Below are 23236 nucleotides of genomic sequence, written 5' to 3'. Positions count from 1 at the left end.
GCGCGGGAAGGCTTAGCAAATTGGTATAGAATGGCGGCTTTGTTCCAGTCCCTGGGAAGGAGAACTATGCAGGAGCGCGTTGCGCCGACCTTGCCGTCGACCTATCGTTACGGCTTTGTCGCGGCCTTGGCCTTGGCCTTTATTTATCTGCTGCTGCGCAATGGCGGCGTGTACCCGATGGTGTTTGCTGACGAGTGGCTGTACAGCAGCTCGGCGCGCCTGCAGCCGCTGGCCAAGAGCACTCTGCCTTCCTATCTCTACCTGGCCCTGTTCGGCCAGACCAATATGTGCGGCCCCGGCTTCCTCGAATGCGCGCGCATGCTCAATGCGCTGCTTTTCGTCGGCGCCGCCCCCATCCTCTACCTGCTGGCGCGCCCCGTGTGCGGCGCGCGGCTGGCGGCCGTGCTGGCCGTGCTGTGCCTGTTCGGTCCGATCAACAGCTATACCGTCTACTTCATGCCGGAAGCCATGTACTTCCTCGGCTTCTGCATCTTCGCCTGGGCCGCGCTGCGCGGCCGCGACCTGCCGCCGCTGCGCTATGGCGTGCTGACCGGCGCCGTGCTGGGCGTGCTCAGCGTGGTCAAGGTGCATGCCCTGTTCCTGTTGCCGGCCTTGCTGGCCTATATGCTGTATCTGTGTGCCAGCGGCCCGGCCGCCGGGCGCTGGACGCGCCTGCTGCGCATGGCGCTGGTGGCGCCGCTGGTCATGCTGGCCGTCAAGGCGAGCCTCGGCTACCTGCTGGCCGGCGCCGACGGCGTGCAATTGTTCGGCAGTTTCTACGGCAACAACCATGGCGGCGATCCGCGCGGCCTGGCCCGCTTGCTGGCGCCGGGTTGGCTCAATCTGCGCGGCCATCTGATGGGCCTGGTATTGCTGCTGGGTCTGCCCTTGGGCATGCTGTTGTGGCAGCTGGCCAGCCGCCAGGGCCGGGCCCAGGCCACGCCGGCGCTGCGCGACCTGCAAGTGTTCGCCTTGCTGGCGCTGGGCGCGGCGCTGGGCATGGCGGTGCTGTATACGGCCAGCATCGCCGAGCAGGGACCGACCGAGGGGTGGCGCCTGCATATGCGCTACTACAACTTCGTCTTCCCGCTGCTCTTGATCGTGGCCGCCGCGCCGCTGGCCAAGCCGGCCGAAGCCGTGAGCGCGGCGCGCTGGCCGCGCCTGCTGGCCGTGGCCGTGGTCGGCGCCGGCATCGTGTATGCCTACTTCCACCTGCAGCCGGCGTATCTGGTGTCGTATATCGACAGCCCGGAGCTGATGATGATGACGCGCAAGCGTGGCCAGTTCGCCGCCGGCGTGGCGCTGCAATTGCTGATGCTGGGACTGTGGGTGTGGCGGCCGCGCTGGAGCGCGCTGCTGCTGGTGGGCTTGCTGCTGCCCGTGCTCTCGCTGTATTCGGAATCGGGCATCCGCACCATCTTGCAGCGCCAACGCGTGCCCGAAGTGTATGACCGCGCCGCCCTGCTGGCACGCAACTACCTGCCGCGCGAAGAGCTGGCCCAGCTGACCGTGGCCGGCGAGGGCGCCGGCCTGCTGCGCGCCCTGTTCCACCTCGACACGCCGGGCGCCGACTTCATCGAGCTCAAGCCGGGCGCGCCGCTGGCCGCCAATGAAGTGCCGCCGCGCCGCCGCTGGCTGCTGGTGGTCGGCCAGCACGAGCTGGCGCCGGAATTGCAGCCGGTGGTGCGCACCCCCGACTTTGCGCTGCTGCGTGTGCGCGCCATCCCGCAAAGCTTGCTGCGCGCCGATTTCAACGAGCCGCTGGACAGCGGCTTGCTGAGCGCGGCCGAGGGCTTGGCCAATCCGGAACACTGGGGCGCCTGGTCGGTCGCCAAGCAGGTCAAGCTCGAGTTCGCCCAACCGCTGCCGAAACAAGCCCGCCTGATCCTGCGCGCCAGCACCTTCGGCCCGAATCTGGAGCAAGATTTCCAGATCATCGTGGGCGGCCAGAGCCAGCGCTTCCGCCTGCAGGGCAAGGTGCAGGACCGCCTGTTCGAATTCAATACCGATGGCGCCACGCGCAGCGTGGTGATCGAGGTGCCGCAGCCGGCCTCGCCGCTCGAACTCGGTCAGGGCAATGATGACCGCAAGCTCGGGCTGGCGCTGACCAGCATCGAGCTGGGCAAGCCCTAGGCGCCAGCCAGGGCGTACCACCGGCCCGCCCCGCGCGGGCTTTTTTTTAGCGGAAGATCCAGTATTTGCCGGCCAGGAAACCGCTGGCCGCCACCACGGGCAGGGCCAGCAGCTTGCCCGGCAAGGCTTGGCCCAGCAGGCGCACCGAGAGCGCCACCAGGGCCAGGGTCAGCAGATAATTCACGGCCACCAGGCTCAGATAGCGCAGCAGGCTGGCCGCGCTGGCGCCCTGGCGGAAAGTGAAGCGGGCGTGGAAGGCGTAGTTCAGCAGCAGGCCGGCCAGGAAGCCGGCGCTGGCCGCCGCCAGCGGCGCCATGCCGCCGTTCAGCAGCAGCTGGAACAGGCCGATGTCGGCCGCGGCGCTCAGCACGCCGCCCGCCAGGTAGATGAGAAACTGCGGCTGCAGCAGCGCGCCCAGGCGCTTCACTGGCGCTCCGGGCGCAGCGCCAGGTGGATGGCGCGGCGCGGCACGGCGGCGATATCGTAGGCCAGGAAAGCCAGGATCAGCTGCATGCCCATCAGCACCGGCAGGGCCGACAGCATGACGGTGCCGGCCGAGGTGGCCACGCCGGCGCGCGCCGACTCGATCCAATGCCAGCCGCCATAGCTGGCGCCCATCACCAGCAAGCCCAAACCCAGCGGCAGTTCCAGCGAAGCCAGCGACATATTGCGCAGATAGTAGTTGTAGAACAGGCGCTTGCCGAAATTGCGCACATGCTTGTACAGGAATTCGCTGACGATCTTGGAAATCTTCAGATTGCTGATCTCATCGCCATAACTGGCGTCCATCGGCACGTCGATCACGGCGGCGTTGACGGTGTTCAGGCGGAACAGCATATCGGTTTCAAAGAAGTAGCGGCGGCTGATCTTGTCCAGCGGCAGATGGCGCGCCACGTCCACCTGCAGCGCCGTATAGCCGTTGGTCGGATCGAACAGGTCCCAGTAGCCGGACGATACCTTGGTCATCAGCGACAGCACGGCGTTGCCGAACAGGCGCAGGGCCGGCATCTGGCGGATGTGTTCGAGGTCGAAGAAGCGGTTGCCCTTGGTGTAGTCGGCCTCGCCGCGCAGAATCGGTTGGACGAAGCGGTCGAGCAGGCTCGGGTCCATCTGGCCGTCGCCGTCGATCTTGACGACGATGTCGAGGTTTTCCTCGATGGCGGCGCGGTAGCCGCTCATCACGGCGCCGCCGACGCCCTGGTTTTCGGCATGGCGCAGCACGCGCACGCGCGGGTCGCGGCATTCGCGCTCGACCAGGTCGCCGGAACCGTCCGGGCAGCGGTCGTCGACCACATAGATGCGCTGCACCTGGGGACCGATGGCGGCCAGCACGCCGAGGATGTGGCGGGTGACGCGGTAACTGGGGATGACGACGGCAATCTTGGCAGTAGAATTCATAAGCGGGGGATGAGAAGGGAAGGCCTCACAGGGCGGCGGCCAGCAGCAGGGCCGCGCACAGCGCGAACACGCTCAGGCTGACCTTGTCCTTGCTGACGTAGAGTACCGGGTCTTCATTGATTTCGCCGCGGCTGGCCAGGGTCCACAGGCGGCCCAGCCAGAACACCAGCAGCGGCACGGCGCCCAGCAGATAGGCCGGCGTGTGGTACTGCACCAGCACATTTTCGGAATTGAAATAGAGCACAAATACCAGTACCGAGAGGAAGGCGCTGTTGACGCCCATCATGGCGATGGTCGCCTTGTCGCCGATGCTGTAGCCGCGCCCGTGCGTCCTTTCCTTGCCCTGGCGTTTCAGGTTGTACAGCTCGCTGTAGCGCTTGAGCAGCGCCAAGCTCAGGAACAGGAAGAAGGAGAAGGTCAGCAGCCAGAACGAGGGCAGGATGGCCGTGGCCGCGCTGCCGCCCAGGATGCGCAGGGTATACAGCAGGGCCAGGGTGACGATGTCGACCATCAGCAGGCGCTTGAGCACGAAGGAATACGCCAGGGTGCTGGCGAAATACACCAGCAGCATCAGCAGCAGGAAGCCATTGGTGGCGGCGCACAGGGCGATGGCGCTGACGGCCAGCAGCGCGCTGGCGCCCAGGGCCAGCGGCAGTGGCAGGCGGCCGGCGGCGATCGGGCGCAGGCGCTTGGTCGGATGCTGGCGGTCGTCGTGGGCGTCGAGCGCGTCGTTGAGCAGATAGGCGCTCGAGGCGCACATCGAGAAGGCGACGAAGGCCAGCAGCGATTGCAGCAGGGTGGCCGGCTGCAGCACATGGCCGGCCAGCATCGGCACGAAGACCAGCAGGTTCTTCAGCCATTGGCGCGGCCGCAAGCCCTTGAACAGGGCCGGCCAGGCCGACTGGCGGATGCTGCCCATGGGCGCGGTCTGGCGCCCTGCGGCCAGCTGGAAGGGACGGCGCGTGACGGCATAGGCCGCGCGGCTGGCCTGCCAGACCGGGATGTCGACCGTGGCATTGCCGATATAGTCGAAGCCTTGCGCGCCATAATGCTGCACCAGGGCGGCGGCCTTGTTGTGCGCGGTCAGGTTGACGTCCTCGGTGGCCAGCACCTGGTCGAACACTTGCAAATGGGCCGCGATGCGCTCGGCCAACTGGCGCTGGCTGCCCGTGGCCAGCACGATGCGGCGGCCGGCGCCGTGTTCGCGCGCCAGCTCGTCGAGCAGGGCGCGGTCATAGGGCAGGGTGGCCGGATCGGGCTGCACGTACTGGGCGATCTGGTGCTTGAAGCCGGCCTTGCCGCGCAACAGCCAGAGCGGCAGGCGCCACAGTTGCCAGAACTGGGTCTTGAGGAAGAGCAGCAGCGATTCCCACAGCAGGTCGGAATAAATCAGGGTGCCGTCCAGGTCCACCACCAGCGGCGGCTCGGCAGCACGACTATGGCCGCGCTCGGCGGCCAGCTTCATGGTCAGGGCTTCAGACATGGCTTGCGGTTTCCTCGTATGCGGGGCCAAACAGGGTGGCCGTCAGCACCTGCACATTCTGCGCCCAGGTCTGCCACGGCATGCCGGCCGAGCTGGCGGCGCGGCCTTGCGCCTTGAGCTGCAACCAGTCGCGCACGGCGGCGGCCAGGTCGGCGCCGGCCATGCCGCTGAAGTAGTGGGCATGTTCTTGCGCCACCTCGCGGAACACCGGCAGGTCGCGCGCGATCACCGGCAGCGCATGGCGCGCCGCCTCGATCAGCGGCAGGCCGAAGCCTTCGCCCTCGCTGGGCGCCAGCAGGCAGGCGCTGGCGCGGTACACCTGTTCCAGGTATTCGTCGCTGATGCCGCGCAGCCAGTGCAGGCGGCGTCCCAGTTCCGGATGGCTGGACAGGCGCTGCATGATGGCCGGGATGGAACGGCGCTGCGCGTCCGGCACGCCTTTCCAGCCTTCGCCGCCGACCACCACCAGGCGCACGTCGGCGCCCTCGGCCCACAGCTGCTCGAACGCGTCGAGCGCCTGCAGATGGCCTTTGCGCGGCTCGATCGTGCCCACCATCAGGAAGCCGGGCGCGGCGCCCAGGTCGGCCAGCACGGCCGGCGCGTCGTCGGCCAGGCCGGTGCTCGGGCGCGAGGCGTCGATGTCGGCGCCGTGGTGCACCACGGCCAGTTGCGGCGGCGCGCCGTCGCCGTGGCGCTGCAGCCAGGCGCGTGTTTCCTCGGCCACGGCGCCGCTGATGCAGATCAGGCGGTCGGCCACGCCGCTCACGGTGCGCAGCCATTTCTCGAACACCTGGTCGACCTTGGGCGGGAAGAAGTCGGGGCGCAGCACCGGCAGCAGGTCGTGGATCAGGAAGTTGATGCTGACGCCGCGCGCCCGCCATTCCTGGTACAGGCCGATGCGTGCCGCTTCGCACACGGCGCCGGGGAAGAAGTCGGGGCTGTAGAACACGTCGCCACTGGTGACCTGGACGTCCTCGTCGACCACGCCGCTGTCATCGGTGCCCAGCAGTTGGTGGGTGTAGCGGCGGCCGTAGCGGTAATGCCAGTGGCCGCCCTCGTCGGTCAGATACACCGGCAGCACGCGGTAGCGCGTGGTGGCGGTGCGCAGCAGCTCCGAGAGCTGGGCGCGCACCACGCGCTGGATGCCGGTTTTCAGGTCGTCGCGCACGATGGCCGAGACGTCGACCAGCAATTGCGGCGCGACGCCGGCCGGCACGAAGCGGCGGTAGACCTGGCCGTCGACGGTGGCGGCCAGCAGTTGGCGCGCGCTGGCGCGCCAGGTGAGCCAGGGCAGGTTGGCCGAGGCCGGCGCCTGGCCGGCCGCGTGCAAGGCCAGCCAATGGGCCACGGCGGCCGCCAGTTCGGCCGCGTCGGCGGCCGTGAAGAAGCTGGCATGCGCGCCCGCCACTTCGCGGAACACGGGAATGTCGCGCGCCAGGATCGGCAGGCCGTGCTGGGCCGCCTCGATCAGCGGCAGGCCGAAGCCCTCGCCCTCGGACGCGGCGAGCAGGGCGGCGCAGCGCTGGTACAGTTGTTCGAGCATCTCGTCCGACACGCCGGGCAGCCAGAACAGGCGCTTGCCTTGCTCGGGATGCTGGTCCATGCGCTTGGCGAATTGCTCCATCAGCCAGCCGTTCTTGCCGACGATGACGAGGTTGACGGCCACGCCCTGGGCCCACAGCTGTTCGCAGGCGGCCAGCGCCTGGGCTTGGCCCTTGCGCGGCTCGACCGTGCCCACCATCAGCAGCGTCGGCGCGCGGGCGGTGGCGGCCAGCACGGCATCGGCCTCGGGCGGCATGCCGCGGCTGGGCGCGCTGGCGGCGAGGTCGGCGCCGAGGTGGAACCAGGCCAGGTCGAGCGGCGCGCGGCGGCGGTTCGGTTGGGCCGCCAACCACTGTTCGAGTTCATCGGCCACGGCGCGCGAAATGGCGACCAGGCCGTCGGCCACCATGGCCACGGTGTGCAGATAGTCGCCATAGTATTTCTGCGTGCCGTAAGGGAAGCTGTCCGGCCGCAGCAGCGGCAGCAGATCGTACACCACGAATTGCACGCGCACGCCACGCCGGCGCAGTGCCAGCAGCAGCTCTTCATTCTGGGTCGTGATGTTCGACGCCAGGTCGAGGCCGAGGAAGTGGTCACCGGCCCGCGCTTCGATCGGCGCGTCCTCCAGGCCCAGGCCGGCTTCGCCGAGCATGGACAGCATGAAGTGGCGCGCGTAGCGGTAATTGTGGCCGCCGCCCTCGCTGTACACCGGTTCCACGCGGTAGCCCGGCGGCGGTTCGGCGATCAGGGCCAGCAGGATGCTGCGCACCACGCGCTGGATGCCGGTCTTGTGGTCGGTCTGCACCAGGGCCGAGATATCGATCAGCAGTTGGCGCTGGGCCGGCGCCGGCCGGTTGGCCGCCAGCAGGGTCGCCGTTTCCAGCAGCGCCGCCTGGTTCGGACGCGGCGTGCCGGGACGGGCCAGCGCGGCCAGCTGGCGGCGGTAGTGGGCGGCCGGGCTGTGGCGCGCGAAATGTTCGATGGCTGCGTGGTATTGACGGCCGACGGCGGCCGGCGCGTGCGCGCTGCGGATATAGTCGCGGCCGGCCGCCGCCAGCGTGGCGCGCAGGGCTGGATCGGCGGCCAGTTCCTGCAGCGCGGCGGCCAAGGCCGCGGTGCTGAACTCGTCGGGCAGCATGCGCAGCACGGCCGGCGGCAGGTCGGCCGCGGCGCCGTGGGCGTTGATGATGGTGGGCACCCCGTGCAGCAGGCAGTCGAGCACGGCGGCCGAGGTTTCGCCGCGCGTCTGGGCGCGCAGCTGGACGGCGGCGTCGCTGGCGGCCAGCCAGTGGGCGTAATCGGCGCCCGAGACGAAGCCGGTGATGCGGATGCGGCCGGCGGCCGGGCTGGCCGCGATCTGGCGCTGCAATTCGCGGCCATAGGGGCCGGCATCGTTCTCGCCGACGAAGACCAGTTGCGCCTTGGCGTCCTGGGCCAGGGGCGAGGCCAGGAAGGCGTCCAGCAGGCGCGCGTTGAGCTTGGTCGCGCCCAGCATGCCGAAGCTGCACACCAGGAAGGCGTCGTCGGCCAGGCCGAGGGCGGCGCGCGCGGCTTGGCGCGCGGCGGCCGGCTCGGCCGCGCCGACCTGGCCGCGCAGCAGCGGCAGGGTGCGCCAGGCGTCGGCGCTGCCCGGGCCATACCACTGCTCGGCCAGGCGGCAGGAGAAGGCGCTGTGCACGATCACGCCGTCGGCCTGGTCGAGCACGGCCTTATTGCAGGGATAGGCCCAGATGGTCGGGTTGCGGCCATGCTCGCGGTGGTGGCCGAGGGCGCCATAGCCGTGCGCGCCGTACAGCGCCTGCATGAAGGCGCCCGGCTGGTCGCCGTCGCGCTCCATATTGTCGAGCACTCCGCTCAGATAGAAATCGTGCAGCACCACCACGCCCGGATGGCGTTGCAGCAGGCCGAACATATGCTTGTGCATATTCGAATTGCCGAAGTGGTAGAGGCGGCGCGCGAACTGGTGTGCCTGTTGTTCGAAGTCGGCCACGCTGAGCTGGGGGAAGCGTTGCAGCGCGGCGTCCGGCGTGGCGCCGGGCGTGAGCACCAGGCTCAGTTCATAGTACGCCTCCAGCTCGGCGATCAGCTCGGCGCTGTAGTCGGCGATGCCCGAGTGTTCCGGCGGCAGCGGCGAAATGAAGGCCAGGCGCGGCCGCGCGCCCGCTGGCGCGGCGGCGTCGTCGTGCGGGGGCGCTTCCGGCAGCGCCGCCAGCAGGGCGGCGGCGGCCGCTTCCGGCGTGGCGCCGGCGGCGGCCAGTTGCTGTTCGGCGGCGCTCGGCAGGCGCAGGCCGTCGGCGCTGGCGCGCACCAGGCCCGGCGCGTGGCGGCCCGCTTCCAGCAGCAGGTCGGCGTTGAGCGCGGCCAGGAAGCCGGCGCGCAGCTCGCGCGCGGCGTGCTCCTGCCAGGCGCCGCGCGGCGCCGGCGTGCCGTAGGCCAGCAGTTGCGCGCGCGGCAGCAGGCCGTCGAAGGCGGCGCGCAGCTCGTCCACGCTGTCGGCGTGGCGGCGGTCGCAGGCCAGCAGCACGGTGTGCGGCGCCAGCAGCGGGAGCAGGGCGCGGACCAGGGCCAGGACGGCGGCGCGTCCGGGCGCCGTGCCCTCCTGCCAGGACTGGAAATCAAGAACGATGCGCATAATCAGTGTTTCGCTTGTTGGTCAAAGGCGCGCTGCAGATCGGCCAGGGCGCCGCGCGCCGACTGCGGCAGTTCGCGCAGCAGGGCCGGCACGTCCGGCGCGTCGGACACGGTGTCGGCCGTGGCGCGCTTGGCGGCGCGCAGCAGCTTGCCGACCAGGGTGTTGAGCACGGGAATGCGGTCCATCAGCGGCAGGATGCTGCGGCGCAGGACTTCGCGCGAGGTGAGCCAGCGCAGGCTGCGGCGCAGCGCGCCACGCGCCTTGCGCCGCGCCAGATTGGGCAGGCTGTTCGGGCCGCGCCGCAGAATGGCGCGCAGCGGCGCCGTGATGCGCCAGGAGCTGCTGGCATACACCGCCAGCAGGCGCTGTTCCACGTCCTGGCCCCAGGCGTCGGCCTGCAGCAGGCGCGCCTGCGCCTGCGCCGCCTCGCTGGCGGCGGCCTGCCGGGCGGCCAGCGCCGCCTGCAATTCCTGGCCCAGCTTCAGCTTGTCCTGCTGCACCGCTTCGACGGCGGCCGCCAGTTCTTCCACGCGCTGCCAGTTGGCGTTCACCTGCTGCGCGAGGTCGTGGTTTTCGCGCAGCGCCTTGTCCAGATGGTAGGGCGTGAAGGCGTCGAAGACATTGGCCTGCACTTGCAGCGCGGCCAGCAGCTCGCGGTGCTCGCCCGCCACGTAATAGCGGTTCAAGCCGTCGAAATAGGCGAAGTGGTAATCGTGCGGCAGCACCAGGCCTTCCCAGCTGGCGTGGTTGCTCACCGTGCTGCCGGGCAGGGTGGCTTCCACCACCAGCACCCAGGGGCGCCAGCGCGCGAAGTCCATGCCCTTCAGCACCTCGCCCTCGAAGCCCTCGACATCGATCTTGAGGAAGTGGATCTCGCCGGCCACATGGCTGGCGCAGATCTCGGCCAGGGTGCGCAGGGGCACGGTGGCCTGGGTCACTTCATAGCCGTCGGCGCGGTGCTGGGCCGCCACATCGGCGTCGGTGGAGGCCCAACCGTTCATCGACGGCACTTCGAACAGCGTGATCTCGCCGGCCGCGGCGCCGGCCGCGCAGCCCAGATTGATGTCGCGCGGGCGCTGTTCCAAGAAAGGCGCGTGGTAGGACGGCATCGGCTCGATATTGATGCCGTGCCAGCCGGCATCGTAGAAGGTCTTGGTGACCGAGTGCAGCACCGGGTCGTTGGCGCCGACGTCGATGTAAAAGCCTTGCGGCACATGCTTGAGGGCGCGCCACAGCAGCACATCCTCGAAGTTCTGCGAGTAGGAAATCAGGGTCATAGGCGCTTGGCTCATGGGCGGATGATCTCGATGGCCGGATCGATCCAGGCCGACCCTTCGAAATGGGGACGGCGCATATTAATCACGGTAAACACCAGGGCCAGGTCGCGCCACTCGTAATTGTTCACCAGATGGGTGTCGGTGCTGACGATGGCGGTGGCCACCGAATACGTGCCGGCGCCCAGGTTGGCGTGGAAGCGGAAGCGGTACACCACCTCCTCGCCGGCCTGCACCGCGTCCAGCGGCAGCTCCTTCAAATCGGTGTTGGTGCCGTACATGGCCTGGCCCAGGCGGTCCTTGATCATATAGCCGAGCACCATGCGTGGAATCGCCGCGCGCGCGCGCACCGTCACCTGCAAAGTCACCTCAGCGCCGACGTCGATCACCTCGACGCGCTGGCCGTCGGCGTCGAGCAGGGCGATGTCGGCCACCGTGGCCTCGCCCGTGCCGGACACGGTCTGCACCTTGCCGTCGTCGCGCGCGTTCAGCTGCAGCATGCTGTTTTCGCGGTCGGCGATCATGGCGTTGTAATAGTCCATCACCTCTTCCGGCGCGCCCTGCTTGCTCAGGCGCCCGCCGTCGAGCATGATGGCGCGGTCGCACACCGACTGGATGGCTTGCTTGTCGTGCGACACCAGCAGCAGGGTGGTGCCGGCGCGGCGGAACTGGCGGATGCGCTCGAAGCTCTTGTGCTGGAAATAGGTGTCGCCCACCGACAGCGCCTCGTCCACGATCAGGATGTCGGGACGGCGCGCGGTGGCCACGCTGAAGGCCACGCGCATCTGCATGCCGCTCGAATACACGCGCACCGGCTGGTCCATATACTCGCCGATCTCGGCGAATTCCTCGATCTGCGGCATCAGGGCCGTGATCTCGTCCATGCCCAGGCCCAGCAGCTGGCCCGCCATGTACACGTTCTGGCGGCCCGTGAAATCGGGATGGAAGCCCATGCCCAGTTCCAGCAGTGCCGCCACGCGGCCCTGCAGGTGCACGCCGCCCGTGGTGGGCTGGGTGGTGCCGGTGATCAGTTTGAGCAGGGTGCTCTTGCCGGCGCCGTTGATGCCGATCAGGCCCACGGCCTCGCCGCTGGCGATCTCGAAACTGATCTCCTGCAAGATCCATTTCAGCTTGTGCTGCGGGCCGCGGAAGGGCAGCAGCCATTCGCGCAGGCGCGACCAGCGCGTCGGATACTGCTTATAGGCCTTGCCCAGATTGCTGACGGTAATCGTGCCCATTACAGTTCATCCACCATTTCGCCGGCGCGCTTGCGGAACAATTGCAGGCCCAGCGCGCACAGCAGCAGGGCCAGGATGGCCGGCAGCGTCAGGCTGCCCCAGTGCGGCGCCTGGCCGTTGACCAGGATCTGCTGGTACGCCTGGATCACGGCCAGCATGGGATTGGCGTCCAGGTAGGGCCGCACGCTGGCCGGGATGATCGAGGCCGGGTAGACCACCGGTGTCAGCCAGAACCAGAATTGCAGCGCGATGGTGAAGAACTGGCCGACGTCGCGGAAGAAGACATTCAGCACGCCCAGCACCATGGCCAGGCCGATGGCCAGCAGCACCTCGATCAGCAGCACCGGGAAGACGGCCAGGAAGACGGCGCCCGGGAACTGGCCCGAGAGCAGCAGGAAGGCGACGAACAGGCCGAAGATGATGGCGAAATTGAGCAGGGCGTTGGCGACCACGATCAGCGGCAGGCAGATGCGCGGGAAGCTGATCTTCTTGATCAGGTTGCCGTTCTCGAGAAACATGGCCTGGCCGCGCGCCGTGATTTCGGCGAACAAGCCCCAGGTCAGCACGCCGGCGCACAGATAGATGCTGTAGGCGAATTCGGAATTCGAGCCGGGCAGCTTGCTGCGCATGACCTGGGAAAAGATCAGGGTATACACCAGGATCATGGCGAGCGGACTCAGCACGTTCCAGACGGCGCCCAGCATGGTGTTGCGGTACTTGGACTGGAATTCGCGCTTGACGCTGCCGCTGATAAAGCCGCGGTAAGCCCAGACCCCGCGCAGCATGGCGGCGGAAATCATGCGCCGCCTCGCGGGCCGGACGGCAAGGCCAGGATAAGCTCGTTCATTGGGAGTCGTGCGGGACACGGCGAGGGGCCGGGTCCGGAAATTTACAAGAGCCAGATTATATACCGCCCGTCCTTGCCACAGTTGTAACAGGTTGCAACGAAGGAATAGTCAGCCCTGCACCAGTTTCTGCAGCGCTTCCGGGTTTTTGATGACCAGGCGGTGCGGTTCCTTCTGCACGATGCCCTGCTGGGCCAGCGCGAGCAGGGCGCGTGTCACGGTTTCGCGGCTGGTATTGATCATATTGGCAATATCCTGGTGGGTCGGCAGGTTTTCCACCACCGTGCCGTCGGGCGCTTCGCGCTTCATCAGCACCAGATAGGTGTAGATGCGCTTGGCCGTGTTGTTGATGCTGAGCAGGGAGCGGAATTCCGAGTCGCGCTGGATCTTTTGCGCCAGGTGGCGCAGCATCTGCGAGGCCACCGAGGGCGAGTGGGCGAACAGGTGCATGGCCGTGGGCGCGGGCAGGAAGGCCACCAGCACCTCGGTCATCGCTACCACCGAGGCCGAGCGCGTGGAATTGTTGATCAGGGCGATTTCGCCGAAAAAGTCGCCCGGCGCCAGCATGCGCAGGCCGATGGCGCGGCCATCCTCGGTCACGTCGATCACCTGCAACTGGCCCGAGAGCAGGAATAGCAGGCCGTCGCCGATGCCGCCCTTGTGCAGCACCACCTCGCGCTTGGCGTACTGGCGGATGCGTAATTCGCCCTTGATCTTGAGCATTTCCTCGTCGGACAGGCCGGCCAGCAGCGGAATCTTGCGCAGGTGGATCTGCACCTGGCGCTCTTCGGCCGGCGGCGGGGCCGCGGAAGGGGCGGCGGAGGGATCCTGACTGCTTGACATGGCGTTCCTGCTTGGCTCGGGTTATCGGTTGCTTGCGATTGCGTATCAGATGGAGACGTAGGCCAGGGCGAACAAGCCCGCGAACGCCAGCCCGGCCGCATTGGCGGCCATATCGCGCCAGCAAAAGCTGCGGTCGGGCAGCAATTGCTGCAGGCATTCGATGGCCCAGCCCAGCACCAGCAAGCCGGCCAGCCCCATCAAGGCTTGCGCCGGCCCCTGGGCCAGGCGCAGCGCGAGCAGGCCGAGCACCGCGAAAGCGCCGAAATGCAGCAGCTTATCGTTCGGCATGCGCACCGGCAGCCAGCGGTTCGGCACCAGACAACCGGCGACCAACAGCAGGCCCGCGGCCAAAAACAATCCCCAATCCATTCCCATTGTACAAGCTCCAACGCCCAGCCTTAAGGGGTTTGCCACTGCCAGCTGATTTGCAATTGGCGGTCATTGTACTGAAAGATCGAGATATTTTCCTTGTTGCGCACGGCGCGGCCTTCGACTATCAGCGATTGGGTGCGCGTCAGCGGGTAGCTCAGCGTGGCGCGCCACAGATGGCTGGCCTGCCGGCGCACCTGGTCGAGGAAGCCGGGCGCATACACGCGCTCATTATTCCATTGCTGGCGGTTATAGCCGAGTTCACCGATCAATTCGCCGTACAGGCGGCGCCGCCACTGCGCCGCCACTTGCCAGCCGTGGCGGTCGCCGCCGGGCCGCGCGGCTAGGGCATGGTCGCGCTGGGCCGCCAGACTCAGGCTGGCATAGCTGTCGCCGCCGCGGTAGCTGAGCTGGCTGCGCAGTTCCACGGTATTGGCGTCGAAATTCTCCAGCGTGGTGTAGGCGACATGGGTCAGGCCGCCGGTCACGCTGAATTGCCAGCTGCCCGGCAGCGGCAGCGGCGGACCGACGCGCAGCTGCACTTGGCTCAGGCGCTGGTACAGCTGGCCGCCCAGGGTAATCAAACCGAGCATGGCGTTGGCGCGCAAGGTCCAGCGCCCGAAGCGCCACGGCGACTCGACCCCGGCGTACAGCGAGGCCGAATCGTACTGGTGCAGCTGGTCGTAGCGGCGCGCCTGGTATTGGACGAAGCCGATGCTGCCATTGGGCGTCAGGTCGCGCACATGGTCGGCCGAGAGCGTGCTGTATTGGTCGTGCTTGGGCAGGAAGTCGGGCAGCAGCAGCTCGGCTTCGCGCGCGCCCTGGTTCACGTTCTGGTCGATGCCGCGGCCCACGCTGAACGAGGACTGGCTGTGCGGCTGCCAGCCGGCGCAGCCTTTTTCGCGCGCCTCGGCGATCAGTTTCAGGATATCCTCGGGCGGATCGAAGCGCACCTCGACGGCGGCGAACAGGCGCTCAGCCTCGGCCGTGTGGCCCAGGGCGCACTGGATCAGGGCCAGGTCGAGCCAGGCGCCCGCGTGCAGCGGCTCGTTTTCGATCACGCGCTGCAAGGTGGCGCTGGCGTCGTTCTTGCGGCCTTCGGCGATCGATTGCAGCGCCTCCTGGTAAAGCTGCTGGCTTTCCGGTGGCGCCTCGTCGCTGCCTGCCGGCGGCGCCTCGGCCAGCGCCAAGGCCGCCGGCAGGCTCAGGGCCAGGGCGGCAAGATGGCGGCGCGGCGGCCAGCAGGGCATCACGCGCGGCTCTCCAGGGCGGTATCGGGGGCAGGGCTGGAATTCTCGGGTAAAACCATATTGCTTGGGTCAAAAGTATAGAGGGTAGTCGGCTTTTCCTTGCCGCGCAACAAGCGCTCGCCCAGGCACAACAGCGTATGGCGGCGCGCCCGCGCCATGGCGCCGGCGCCGACGATCACGCGCGAGGGATAGTCGCGCGCCGCCTGTTCCAACCGGGCCGCCGTGTTCACGCTATCGCCCACGGCGGTGTAGATGCTGCGGAAGCGGGTGCCAAAATCGCCCGCCATCGCCGTGCCGCTCTCGATGCCGATGCGCACGCGCAGCGCCGGCCGTCCGAGTGCCTGGCGCTGGGCGCTCAATTCCGCCACGCGCCGCACAATAGCACGGGCGGCGTCTATTGCCAAATCGGCATGCTCGGGCTGGGGCAGGGGCGCGCCCCAGAATGCCACCAGGCCGTCACCGGTGTACTTGTCCAGCGTGCCGTGGCAGGCGATGACGGGGCCGGTCAGGCATTCGAGAAAATCGCGCGTGAGCTGGGCCGCCTCTTCCACCGGCAAGGCTTCGACCTGGCTGGTATAGCCCTCCATATCGGCCACCAGGGTGGTCACGTCGAGCTGGCGCGGCGCCAGCGGGTCTTGCAGGTCGCGCCGCAGCAGCTCGGCCACCACGGCCGGCGCCACATACTGGCGCAAGGTGTCGAGCAGGTGGCGCGACTTGTGCTGCGCCTGCTGCCACTGGAAGGGTACGGCGAAGGTGAGCAGGAAGAAGACGGCGGCCAGCGGCGCGGCCGGCGAAAAGTCGGGATCATGCCGGCACAGCGGCAAGGCCAGGGCCAGCCACAGTCCGGCGCCCAGGCCCAGCAGCAGCACATTGCGCGTGGCCGACAGGCGCGGCAAGGTATAGCCCAGGCTGAACGCCAGCAAGGCGGTATACAGACAGGCCAGCCAGCGTCCCGGCCAGGGCGCCGGCGCCCGGCCATCTTGCCGGTCGAGCAGGGTGGAGAGCATGGTCGCCTGCACGCCCAGGCCGGGCCGGTTGGCCGCCAGCGGCGTGGTCACGCGGTCGCCCAGGGTCAGCGAGGACGAGCCGACCAGTACCAGGCGCCCGCTGGCGCCCTGCGGCGCCAGACTGCCGTTAAGAATATCGGCCGCGCTGACCACGGTGTACGCATCCCAGTCGCGTTCATAGGCGATGCGCGCGGCGCGGCTGTCGGCGGGCGCCGGCCGCGTGCCATCGCCGCAACACTGCAGCAGGGCCAGCGACAGGGCCGGATAGACCTTGCCCTGGTAGCTGGTCAGCAGCGGCAGGCGGCGCAGCGCGCCGTCCGGATCGGGCAGAAAGCCGATATTGCCGATATGGGGCGCGCGCGCCAGTAGCGCATGGTTGGCGATGTGACCGCTGGCCGGCTGGGCCGGGCCGGCAGCGGCGATGGCGCCGCCCGGCACGCCCTCGCGCAGCGGCTCGGGCCGGGTCAGGCTGTAGTCGAAGGCTTGCGCCAGCACCAAGGGGCCATGCTGGGCCAGCATGGCCAGGCGCGCGTCGCCCAGGGTATCGCCGGGCTTGGGCAGCACGATGTCCAGGGCCACGCCACGCGCGCTGTAGTTTGAAAGCAGCAGCTCCACCAAGTCGGCCAGGCGGGCGCTGGGCCAGGGCCAGGGGCCGATCTGGGCCAGGCTGGCCTCGTCGATATCGACCACCAGGATGCGCGGTTCGGGCGCCGTGCTCACCTGCAAGCGCAGATAGCGGTCGCGCAGCCACTCGTCGCCCACCAGGCTGCTGCCGGCCGGCGGCAGCCACTCCAGCCCCACGGTCAGCAGCAGCGCCATCAGCGCCAATAGCCAGCTGAGCTGGCGCGGGCGGGGCAGAAGAGGACGGCGCAGGGCCGGTTGCAGGCTCATCGGTGGTGGCTTGGCTGACGGGTGGCGGCGGGAAACCATCAGTATATCGTGTTGCCAAACGATAAGAACTTTTTGCTACAAAGTGTAACGCCGGGAAACGCGAAAACGGCTTCAGGTAGAATGTGACCTCGGTCACGGAAAGCTGTGGCAGGTTCACCGCATAATCGGGCAGAAGGGGAATAATATGATGAAACAACTTGCATTCACAGTCGGCTTGGTGCTGGCGGCCCAGGCCGTGCAGGCGGAGGAGGCGGGCAAGATTATTTTCGTCGCCGGCTCTGCCCAAGTCGCCGGTCAGCCGGCCGCGCTCGGCACCATGGTCCAGGAAGGACAGCTGCTCAGCACCGGTAACGACGGTTATCTGTATGTCAAGACCGTCGACAACGGCTTGTTCATCCTGCGGCCCAAGACCCAGGCCCGCATCGCCACATATCATGTGGACAAGGCCAATCCAGCCAACACCATGGTCAAGCTTGAGCTGATCAGCGGCGTGGCGCGCAGTCAGTCCGGCGAGGCCGTGAAACTGGCGCGCCAGAATTTCCGCTTCAATACGCCGGTGGCCGCCATCGGCGTGCGCGGCACCGATTTCACCGTGTTTACCGACCAGAACACCTCGCGCGTGGCCGTGATTTCCGGCCGCGTCACGGTCAGCGGCTTCGACGGCGCCTGCCGTCCCGAAGGCGCCGGCCCCTGCGAGGGCCAGACCGCGCGCGAACTGGCGGCGGCACAGAAAGGTGTGCTGCTGCAGATCCAGCGCGGCCAGGCGGCGCCGCAACTGATGCAGGGCAACAGCCTGCTGGCGCCGGATGTGGTGGCGCCACCGCGCGGCGACGAGCCGGTGGGCAAGAATGGCACGGGCGGCACCGCCGGCGAGCCGAACCTGGACGCGAAAAAGAATGTCTCGCTGCAGGAAAAGGCGGCGCAGCAACCGGCGGTCAAGAATGAACCGAACGCCGGTGGCAATGTGCCGCCGCTGGTCGTGCGCCCGGATCCCGATCCGGTGCCGGTGGTGCCGGTGGTGCCGCCGCCGCCAGTGCGCGAAGTAAGCTGGGGGCGCTGGAATACGGTGCTCAATATGCCGGCCAACAGCGGCCTGTCCAAAGATGGTGCGGAGCGGATCGCTCTAGGCGATGATTTCGTGCTGTTCCGTAGCCGCTCAGGATCCCAATTCATCGCTCCAGAGCGCGGTAGCATTGGCATGGTTATTGCCTCCAGCGAAGCCTATGTGCGCGATATTTACACTGGTCCACAGGCGGCCACTCTTGAAAATGGGCAGCTCCTGTTTAATTTCGATAAACGCAGTTTCACCACCAGTTTTGATTTGGTGACTGGAGATGAAACTCGCAAGATGGCCAGCGAAGGCGGGGTCAATTCGACGGGTGACTTTTTCGGACAAAATCGCTATTCACCAAATTCAAATATGACCGTAACGGGCGCTATGACCGACCTGAATGGCGCCACCTATCTTTTCAAAAGCAGCCTGGATGCAAAACGGTCGGCCGGTGGTGTTGTAGTGTGGAAGAAATAAGTTTCCAGATCAATTGCTTATGAAAAAGAAGCCCGCTTGCGGGCTTCTTTTTTGTGCGGCTCAACTTGTCTTCTATATCGCGCGCATTTGGTCGATGCAATTATTGGTGAGTATTTAGCCGAAAGGTTCTCCAGACGAAGCCGTAGTTGTCAAATTGAGTAGATAAACCCAGTTTGAAATGAGTCAGATGCCAAAATATTGCTTTATCCATAGGCTTCTTTCATAATGGCCGCGCGGTAAATTTACTGTCGCAAATAAGCGCAAAAAAAGTGGAATTCTTTGGTGAAATGTGATGGTCATCACATTCCATGCTGAGGGCTTCTGCGATTATCTCGTCACGCCGTCTTGCGGGCGCAAGTCTTGCGTGGCCGAAGCGCTACTTTTTTAACCCTAGGAGTTAATCTCAATGGCTACTAATCTCGAACTGGTACAAAATCTGTACGTTGCTTACTTCAACCGTCCTGGTGATCAGAAAGGCATCGACTTCTACGTTGACGTGCTGAACCGTGGCGCTGCTACGATCGATCAGCTCAGCGCTGCTTTCAACCAGTCCCCAGAGTACACCGGTCTGTTCGCAGGCAAAAACTCCGAACAAATCGTGGGCATCGTGTACCAGAACCTGTTCGGCCGCGCTCCAGACCAAAAAGGTCTGGCCTTCTGGGCTGATAAGCTGGACAAAAAAATCGTTACCGTTGCCGACGTAGTGAAATACGTGGTTGCTGGTGCTGTTAACACTGACGGCACCCCGAACGCCGACGCTAAAGTATTCACTAACAAAACCGCTGCTGCTATCGCCTTCAGCGATTCTCTGCTGCAAGAAGGCAACGCTCTGGCGAAAATCGCCTACGGCTCCGGCGACCCAGTCATCCTGGCCATGGTCAAAGCCTTCATTGCCAATGTAACCGACGACGCTTCCCTGGCTGCCGCTACGGCTGGCCTGCCTAGCCTGACCGAAGCTATCGCTGGTCAGAACAACCCAGGCCAAAACGCCAACCTGACCGCTGGTGTTGATACCCTGAATGGTACCGCTGGCAACGACGTGTTCACCGGCACGCTGGACGCTGGCAGCACTCCATCGACCACCACCCTGAGCGCACTCGACACCATCAACGGCGGTGCTGGTAACGATACCCTGGTTATCAACGTTCTGAGCGCTGCTGGTGTCGCAGGTTCGGCAGCCACCCTGCCAACCGTGACCCTGTCGAGCGTTGAAACCGTCAACCTGCGCGCCGCTGTTGGCGTGGATGGTGATGTTTCGACCTGGAACGGCGTTAACACCGTGAACGTGAGCCAGATCGCCAAGTCTGCTCTGGCTGATGCACTGAAACTGAAGGCTGCTGCCACCACCGACGTAAACGTAAAAGTAAGCGCTGTTGGCGACACCATTAAAGTTGACGGCGGCAAAAACGTAAACGTCTCGCTGAACAATGTTGCTACCGCTGACGTTGTGACTGTCACTGGTGCCAAAGCTGCCGTAACCGTAAGCAATACCGGTGCTGCAAGCGTGGCTGGTACTGCTGCAACCTTGGCTGCCGTCAATGTGACCGGTGGTTCGACCATCACCGTAACCCAGAAAGCCACCAGCGACGCTAGCGCTGCCGCAACCGATGGCACTGGCGCCACCATCACCCAAGGTAAAGTCACCATCGTTGGCGATGCGTCGACCGCCACCGTTGTTGTGAAGCAAGATACGGCAGTTCAAGCGTCGGCCGCTACTGCAGCTACTACCGCCAAGGCCACCACCAAAGAAGTGGTATTCACTGCGGCTGCTAAAGGCGACATCGTTACCATTGACTTCGGTGACGGCGCGCTGAGCTTCCAGGCAAACAAAGCCCTGACCGCCGCTGAAGTGGCATCCGCCTTCGCCAACCTGGCTAAGAATGTTAAGCAGGGTAGCGCTTCGGCCGCTCTGGGTATTTACAGCGACCTGAGTGGTGGTGTTTCTACCGGCGTGAGCGATGGCTGGACTTCGGGCGCCGTTCAAACGGTTGACGCTACCCATGCTAAGGTTGTATTCAGCAGCGCCGTAGCTGCTGCTGACCTGACGATCGCTACCGGCGGCGCTATCGCTGTTGCCCAAAACCGCGTGGCCGGCGCAACTGGTGCAGGCGCTGCAGCTGGCGTGCTGGGCGTGGCAAACGGTATCGTTGACATCCAGGATTCCGCTGCCGCCTCGATCAAAACCATCACCGTTGATGGCTACGCTGACACTTCCGTGATCGGCACGACCGGTGCGACCGCTTCCCTGGCAACCCTGAACCTGTCCAACGCTGAGCTGAAAGACGCTGCCGGCGCGGACGGCATTCTGGACGCCGCTGCAGGCATTACCGTTGGTGACACTGCTGCTACCCTGGCACTGAAACTGGAAAAAGTGGGCACCTCGGTGTACTACGATGGCCAAGCTGCTAACACCGTAGTGAAAGCTGGCCTGTCGTTCACCGCCGCACCAACCACCCTGAACGTGAACTCCGTTGGCGACAACTACGTTGCCCTGACCGCTGCGGCTACCGAGACTCTGAATGTCTCTGGCACTGGCACTCTGGACGTGAGCGCAAACGATCTGGCTGGCCTGAAATCCGTCAAAGTGACCGAGAAAGCTGGCCTGGTTCTGAACGCTGCCGTAGCTGACACCGTTGAATCGGTTGACACCACCGGCACCACCGGCACCGTGTCCGTCAGCATCGAAGGCAACCGCGCAACCTACACCGGCGGCGCTGGTGTGGACAACGTGACTGTGACCAACTCTGACGTTGCTATCTCCAAGGCAATCAACCTGGGCGCCGGCAACGACACCCTGGATCTGTCGCAAGACCTGACTGTTGACCCAACCGTTGAACTGAACGGTGGCGACGGTGTTGACACCATCATCCTGTCGGCTGCTGCTGCCGCCGCCCGCTCCGCTGCATCCACTTTCGAAACCAAGATCACCGGCTTCGAAAAACTGGGCATCACCGCTGCAACGAGCAACTACACCGTTGATATGACCAATATGGACGATATCAACTACGTGGTCAGCGCTAATTCGACCGTTGGTGCTACTCCGGAAGTCCAGACTTTCAGCGTGACCAGTGGCGTGGCCGCTGTCAAGACCAACGCAACCCAGACCCTGAACTTCGCTGGCACCGCAATCACCGTCAACGGCAACATCACTGTAGGTGGTGTGACCGTGGCTGTGGTTACTACCGACACCGCTAGCGATATCGCAACCAAAGTCGTGACCGCGCTGAACGGCCAGCTCGCAGGCGGCTCGGCCAATGCTGTGAAAGCGGCTGCGGTTGGTAGCACTGTGACCTTCACCATCGACACCCGTGACGGTGCACTGGCGTCGCTGCCAGTTGTTGCTACCACTGCAACCGCCACTGGCCTGCCTGCAACGGCTACCGCCGGCATCGCTTTCAACGCCAATGCTCAGACCATCACCATCGGTGGTGTTGCCGTAAATCTGGTTGCTGGTGACATTGACGCTACTGGTGCTGCTGTTGCCGGTTCCGGCGACGACACCGCTGCCGAAGTAGCAACCAAGATCGTTTCCGCCCTGGACGCTGCAACCGCTACCTACGACGCCGCTGGCACCAGCAACGCCGGTGCTGCTGTGACCGTCAAGTACGCTGCCAACGGCAACCAGGCTAACATCACGCTGGGTGCTACCACCTCTGGTGTGGCCATCGGTGCTGTTACCGAAGCGACCCCAGGTACGGCTGGTACGGCTGGTCTGATCATCGACAAGCTGGCCAATAAAGGCACTCTGGAGCTGACCGCCGCTGGCGCTGGTGTTGAAGTGAAGATCCTCGACGCCGCTACCGGTACCGCCGATGTGCTGAACATCGTGACCAATGCCGCTACCGGCGCAAATCTGGGCACCGTGACCGCCAACAAAGTGGAAACCATCAACGTGTCCGCCAACGACACCGATGTCACCACCTCCGCTTCCGGCGCCGCCAAAGTGTCCACCAACACCCTGACGCTGGCTGCTGACAAGGCTGCCACCATCAACGTGTCGGGCGCTGGCAACGTGGTTCTGAAGCTGGATGCAAGCAGCACCGCTGTTACCCTGATCGATGGCAGCACCGCTACCGGCAAGCTGACCGTTACCACCCTGGCTGGCGACGCTGCTGCTACTACCGTTAAAGGTGGTGCTGGTGCCGACGTTCTGACCGCACAAGGCGCGAACGACGTGCTGATCGGCGGCGCAGGCACCGACACCCTGAAAGTGGTTGGTCTGGCTGCTAGCGCAGTGACCCTGACCGGCGGCGACGGCGTTGACTCCTTCGACGTGAGCGGCTTCCTGGCTGCTAACGCGGGTGCAGCTGTCACCATCACCGACCTGGCTAAAGGCGAAACCATCAAGTTCGTCAGCGACGTCAACCTGAACTTCGCTAGCTCGAAAGTTGCTCTGATCCCAGAAGCTACCTTCGACAACTACGTGACCGAAGCTGCCAAGGCTGCTGGTCTGGCTGCTGCTACCCACACTGGCACTCCTGCGACCCCAGCCCTGCACGGTATCGCTTGGTTCCAGTTCGGTAGTAACACCTTCATCGTTCAGGACAATGGTGGTTCGGCTGGCGTGTTCGACAACGCTACCGACATCATCGTCAAGCTGACCGGTACTGTTGACCTGAGCAACTCGTCCATCAACGACGTTGGTCAAGGCACCCTGCAGTTCCTGTAATCTGCGATAGCCAAGCCTCAGCAATGAGGTTGCAAATCGGGTAGCAAAACATCGCTGCCTGATCGCTTAAAGGCCAAACCTTCGGGTTTGGCCTTTTTTATTGGATCTGTTGGATAGAGCTTGAGCCGATGTGA

14 protein-coding genes are annotated in these 23236 nt (G+C 65.7%); 3 read left to right on the top strand and 11 right to left on the bottom strand.

Annotated features, from left to right (window positions below; genetic code table 11):
- Positions 1-66 precede the first annotated feature (66 nt).
- Entirely contained in the window at positions 67-2133 is a 2067-nt protein-coding gene (locus FHS03_RS05480; protein ID WP_183439977.1) for a DUF7024 domain-containing protein, read from the top strand.
- Positions 2134-2179: 46 nt separating this feature from the next.
- On the opposite strand, the gene FHS03_RS05475 is transcribed toward FHS03_RS05480, so the two are convergent.
- The 11 genes from FHS03_RS05475 to FHS03_RS05425 form a co-directional block, all read right to left on the bottom strand.
- Positions 2180-2560 (bottom strand): GtrA family protein, encoded by a 381-nt coding sequence (locus tag FHS03_RS05475; RefSeq protein ID WP_371871596.1) that lies wholly within the window; start codon positions 2558-2560, stop codon positions 2180-2182.
- Positions 2557-3531, bottom strand: coding sequence for a glycosyltransferase family 2 protein (locus FHS03_RS05470; protein WP_183439976.1), 975 nt, complete (start codon positions 3529-3531; stop codon positions 2557-2559). The genes FHS03_RS05475 and FHS03_RS05470 overlap by 4 nt, the downstream gene beginning before the upstream one ends.
- 25 nt (positions 3532-3556) lie before the next feature.
- Positions 3557-5014, bottom strand: coding sequence for a UbiA family prenyltransferase (locus tag FHS03_RS05465; protein WP_183439975.1), 1458 nt, complete (start codon positions 5012-5014; stop codon positions 3557-3559).
- Positions 5007-9188, bottom strand: coding sequence for a glycosyltransferase (locus FHS03_RS05460; RefSeq protein ID WP_183439974.1), 4182 nt, complete (start codon positions 9186-9188; stop codon positions 5007-5009). Before FHS03_RS05460 ends, FHS03_RS05465 begins: the two co-directional genes overlap by 8 nt.
- 2 nt (positions 9189-9190) lie before the next feature.
- Positions 9191-10480 (bottom strand): FkbM family methyltransferase, encoded by a 1290-nt coding sequence (locus FHS03_RS05455; protein ID WP_229426069.1) that lies wholly within the window; start codon positions 10478-10480, stop codon positions 9191-9193.
- Positions 10477-11700, bottom strand: a complete 1224-nt coding sequence (locus FHS03_RS05450; protein WP_183439973.1) for an ABC transporter ATP-binding protein — start codon at positions 11698-11700, stop codon at positions 10477-10479. Before FHS03_RS05450 ends, FHS03_RS05455 begins: the two co-directional genes overlap by 4 nt.
- A complete protein-coding gene (locus FHS03_RS05445) occupies positions 11700-12500 on the bottom strand; it encodes an ABC transporter permease (protein ID WP_307729524.1) in 801 nt (266 codons plus the stop codon). Before FHS03_RS05445 ends, FHS03_RS05450 begins: the two co-directional genes overlap by 1 nt.
- A 156-nt stretch (positions 12501-12656) precedes the next feature.
- Positions 12657-13388 carry a Crp/Fnr family transcriptional regulator gene (locus tag FHS03_RS05440; protein WP_183439972.1) on the bottom strand — a complete coding sequence of 244 codons (732 nt, stop codon included), beginning with the start codon at positions 13386-13388 and terminating at the stop codon, positions 12657-12659.
- A 45-nt stretch (positions 13389-13433) separates the two neighbouring features.
- Entirely contained in the window at positions 13434-13745 is a 312-nt protein-coding gene (locus FHS03_RS05435; RefSeq protein WP_229426068.1) for a VanZ family protein, read from the bottom strand.
- 41 nt (positions 13746-13786) lie between these two features.
- A complete protein-coding gene (locus FHS03_RS05430; RefSeq protein WP_183440065.1) occupies positions 13787-15007 on the bottom strand; it encodes a tetratricopeptide repeat protein in 1221 nt (406 codons plus the stop codon).
- Complete coding sequence (locus FHS03_RS05425; RefSeq protein WP_229426067.1) at positions 15007-16944, bottom strand: CHASE2 domain-containing protein; 1938 nt, start codon at positions 16942-16944, stop codon at positions 15007-15009. Before FHS03_RS05425 ends, FHS03_RS05430 begins: the two co-directional genes overlap by 1 nt.
- Before the next feature lie 145 nt (positions 16945-17089).
- Between FHS03_RS05425 and FHS03_RS05420 the strand changes: the two genes are divergently transcribed.
- Together FHS03_RS05420 and FHS03_RS05415 are read left to right on the top strand one after the other, a co-directional pair.
- On the top strand, positions 17090-18433 hold the full coding sequence (locus tag FHS03_RS05420) for a FecR family protein (protein ID WP_229426066.1): 1344 nt from the start codon (positions 17090-17092) through the stop codon (positions 18431-18433).
- 406 nt (positions 18434-18839) lie between these two features.
- Positions 18840-23102, top strand: a complete 4263-nt coding sequence (locus tag FHS03_RS05415) for a DUF4214 domain-containing protein (protein ID WP_183439970.1) — start codon at positions 18840-18842, stop codon at positions 23100-23102.
- Positions 23103-23236 lie beyond the last annotated feature (134 nt).

The organism is Pseudoduganella violacea, from assembly GCF_014191875.1.
Classification (GTDB): domain Bacteria; phylum Pseudomonadota; class Gammaproteobacteria; order Burkholderiales; family Burkholderiaceae_D; genus Rugamonas; species Rugamonas violacea_A.
Note: the sequence above shows the minus strand (reverse complement) of the source record. Positions and strands in the feature narration are given on the sequence as shown.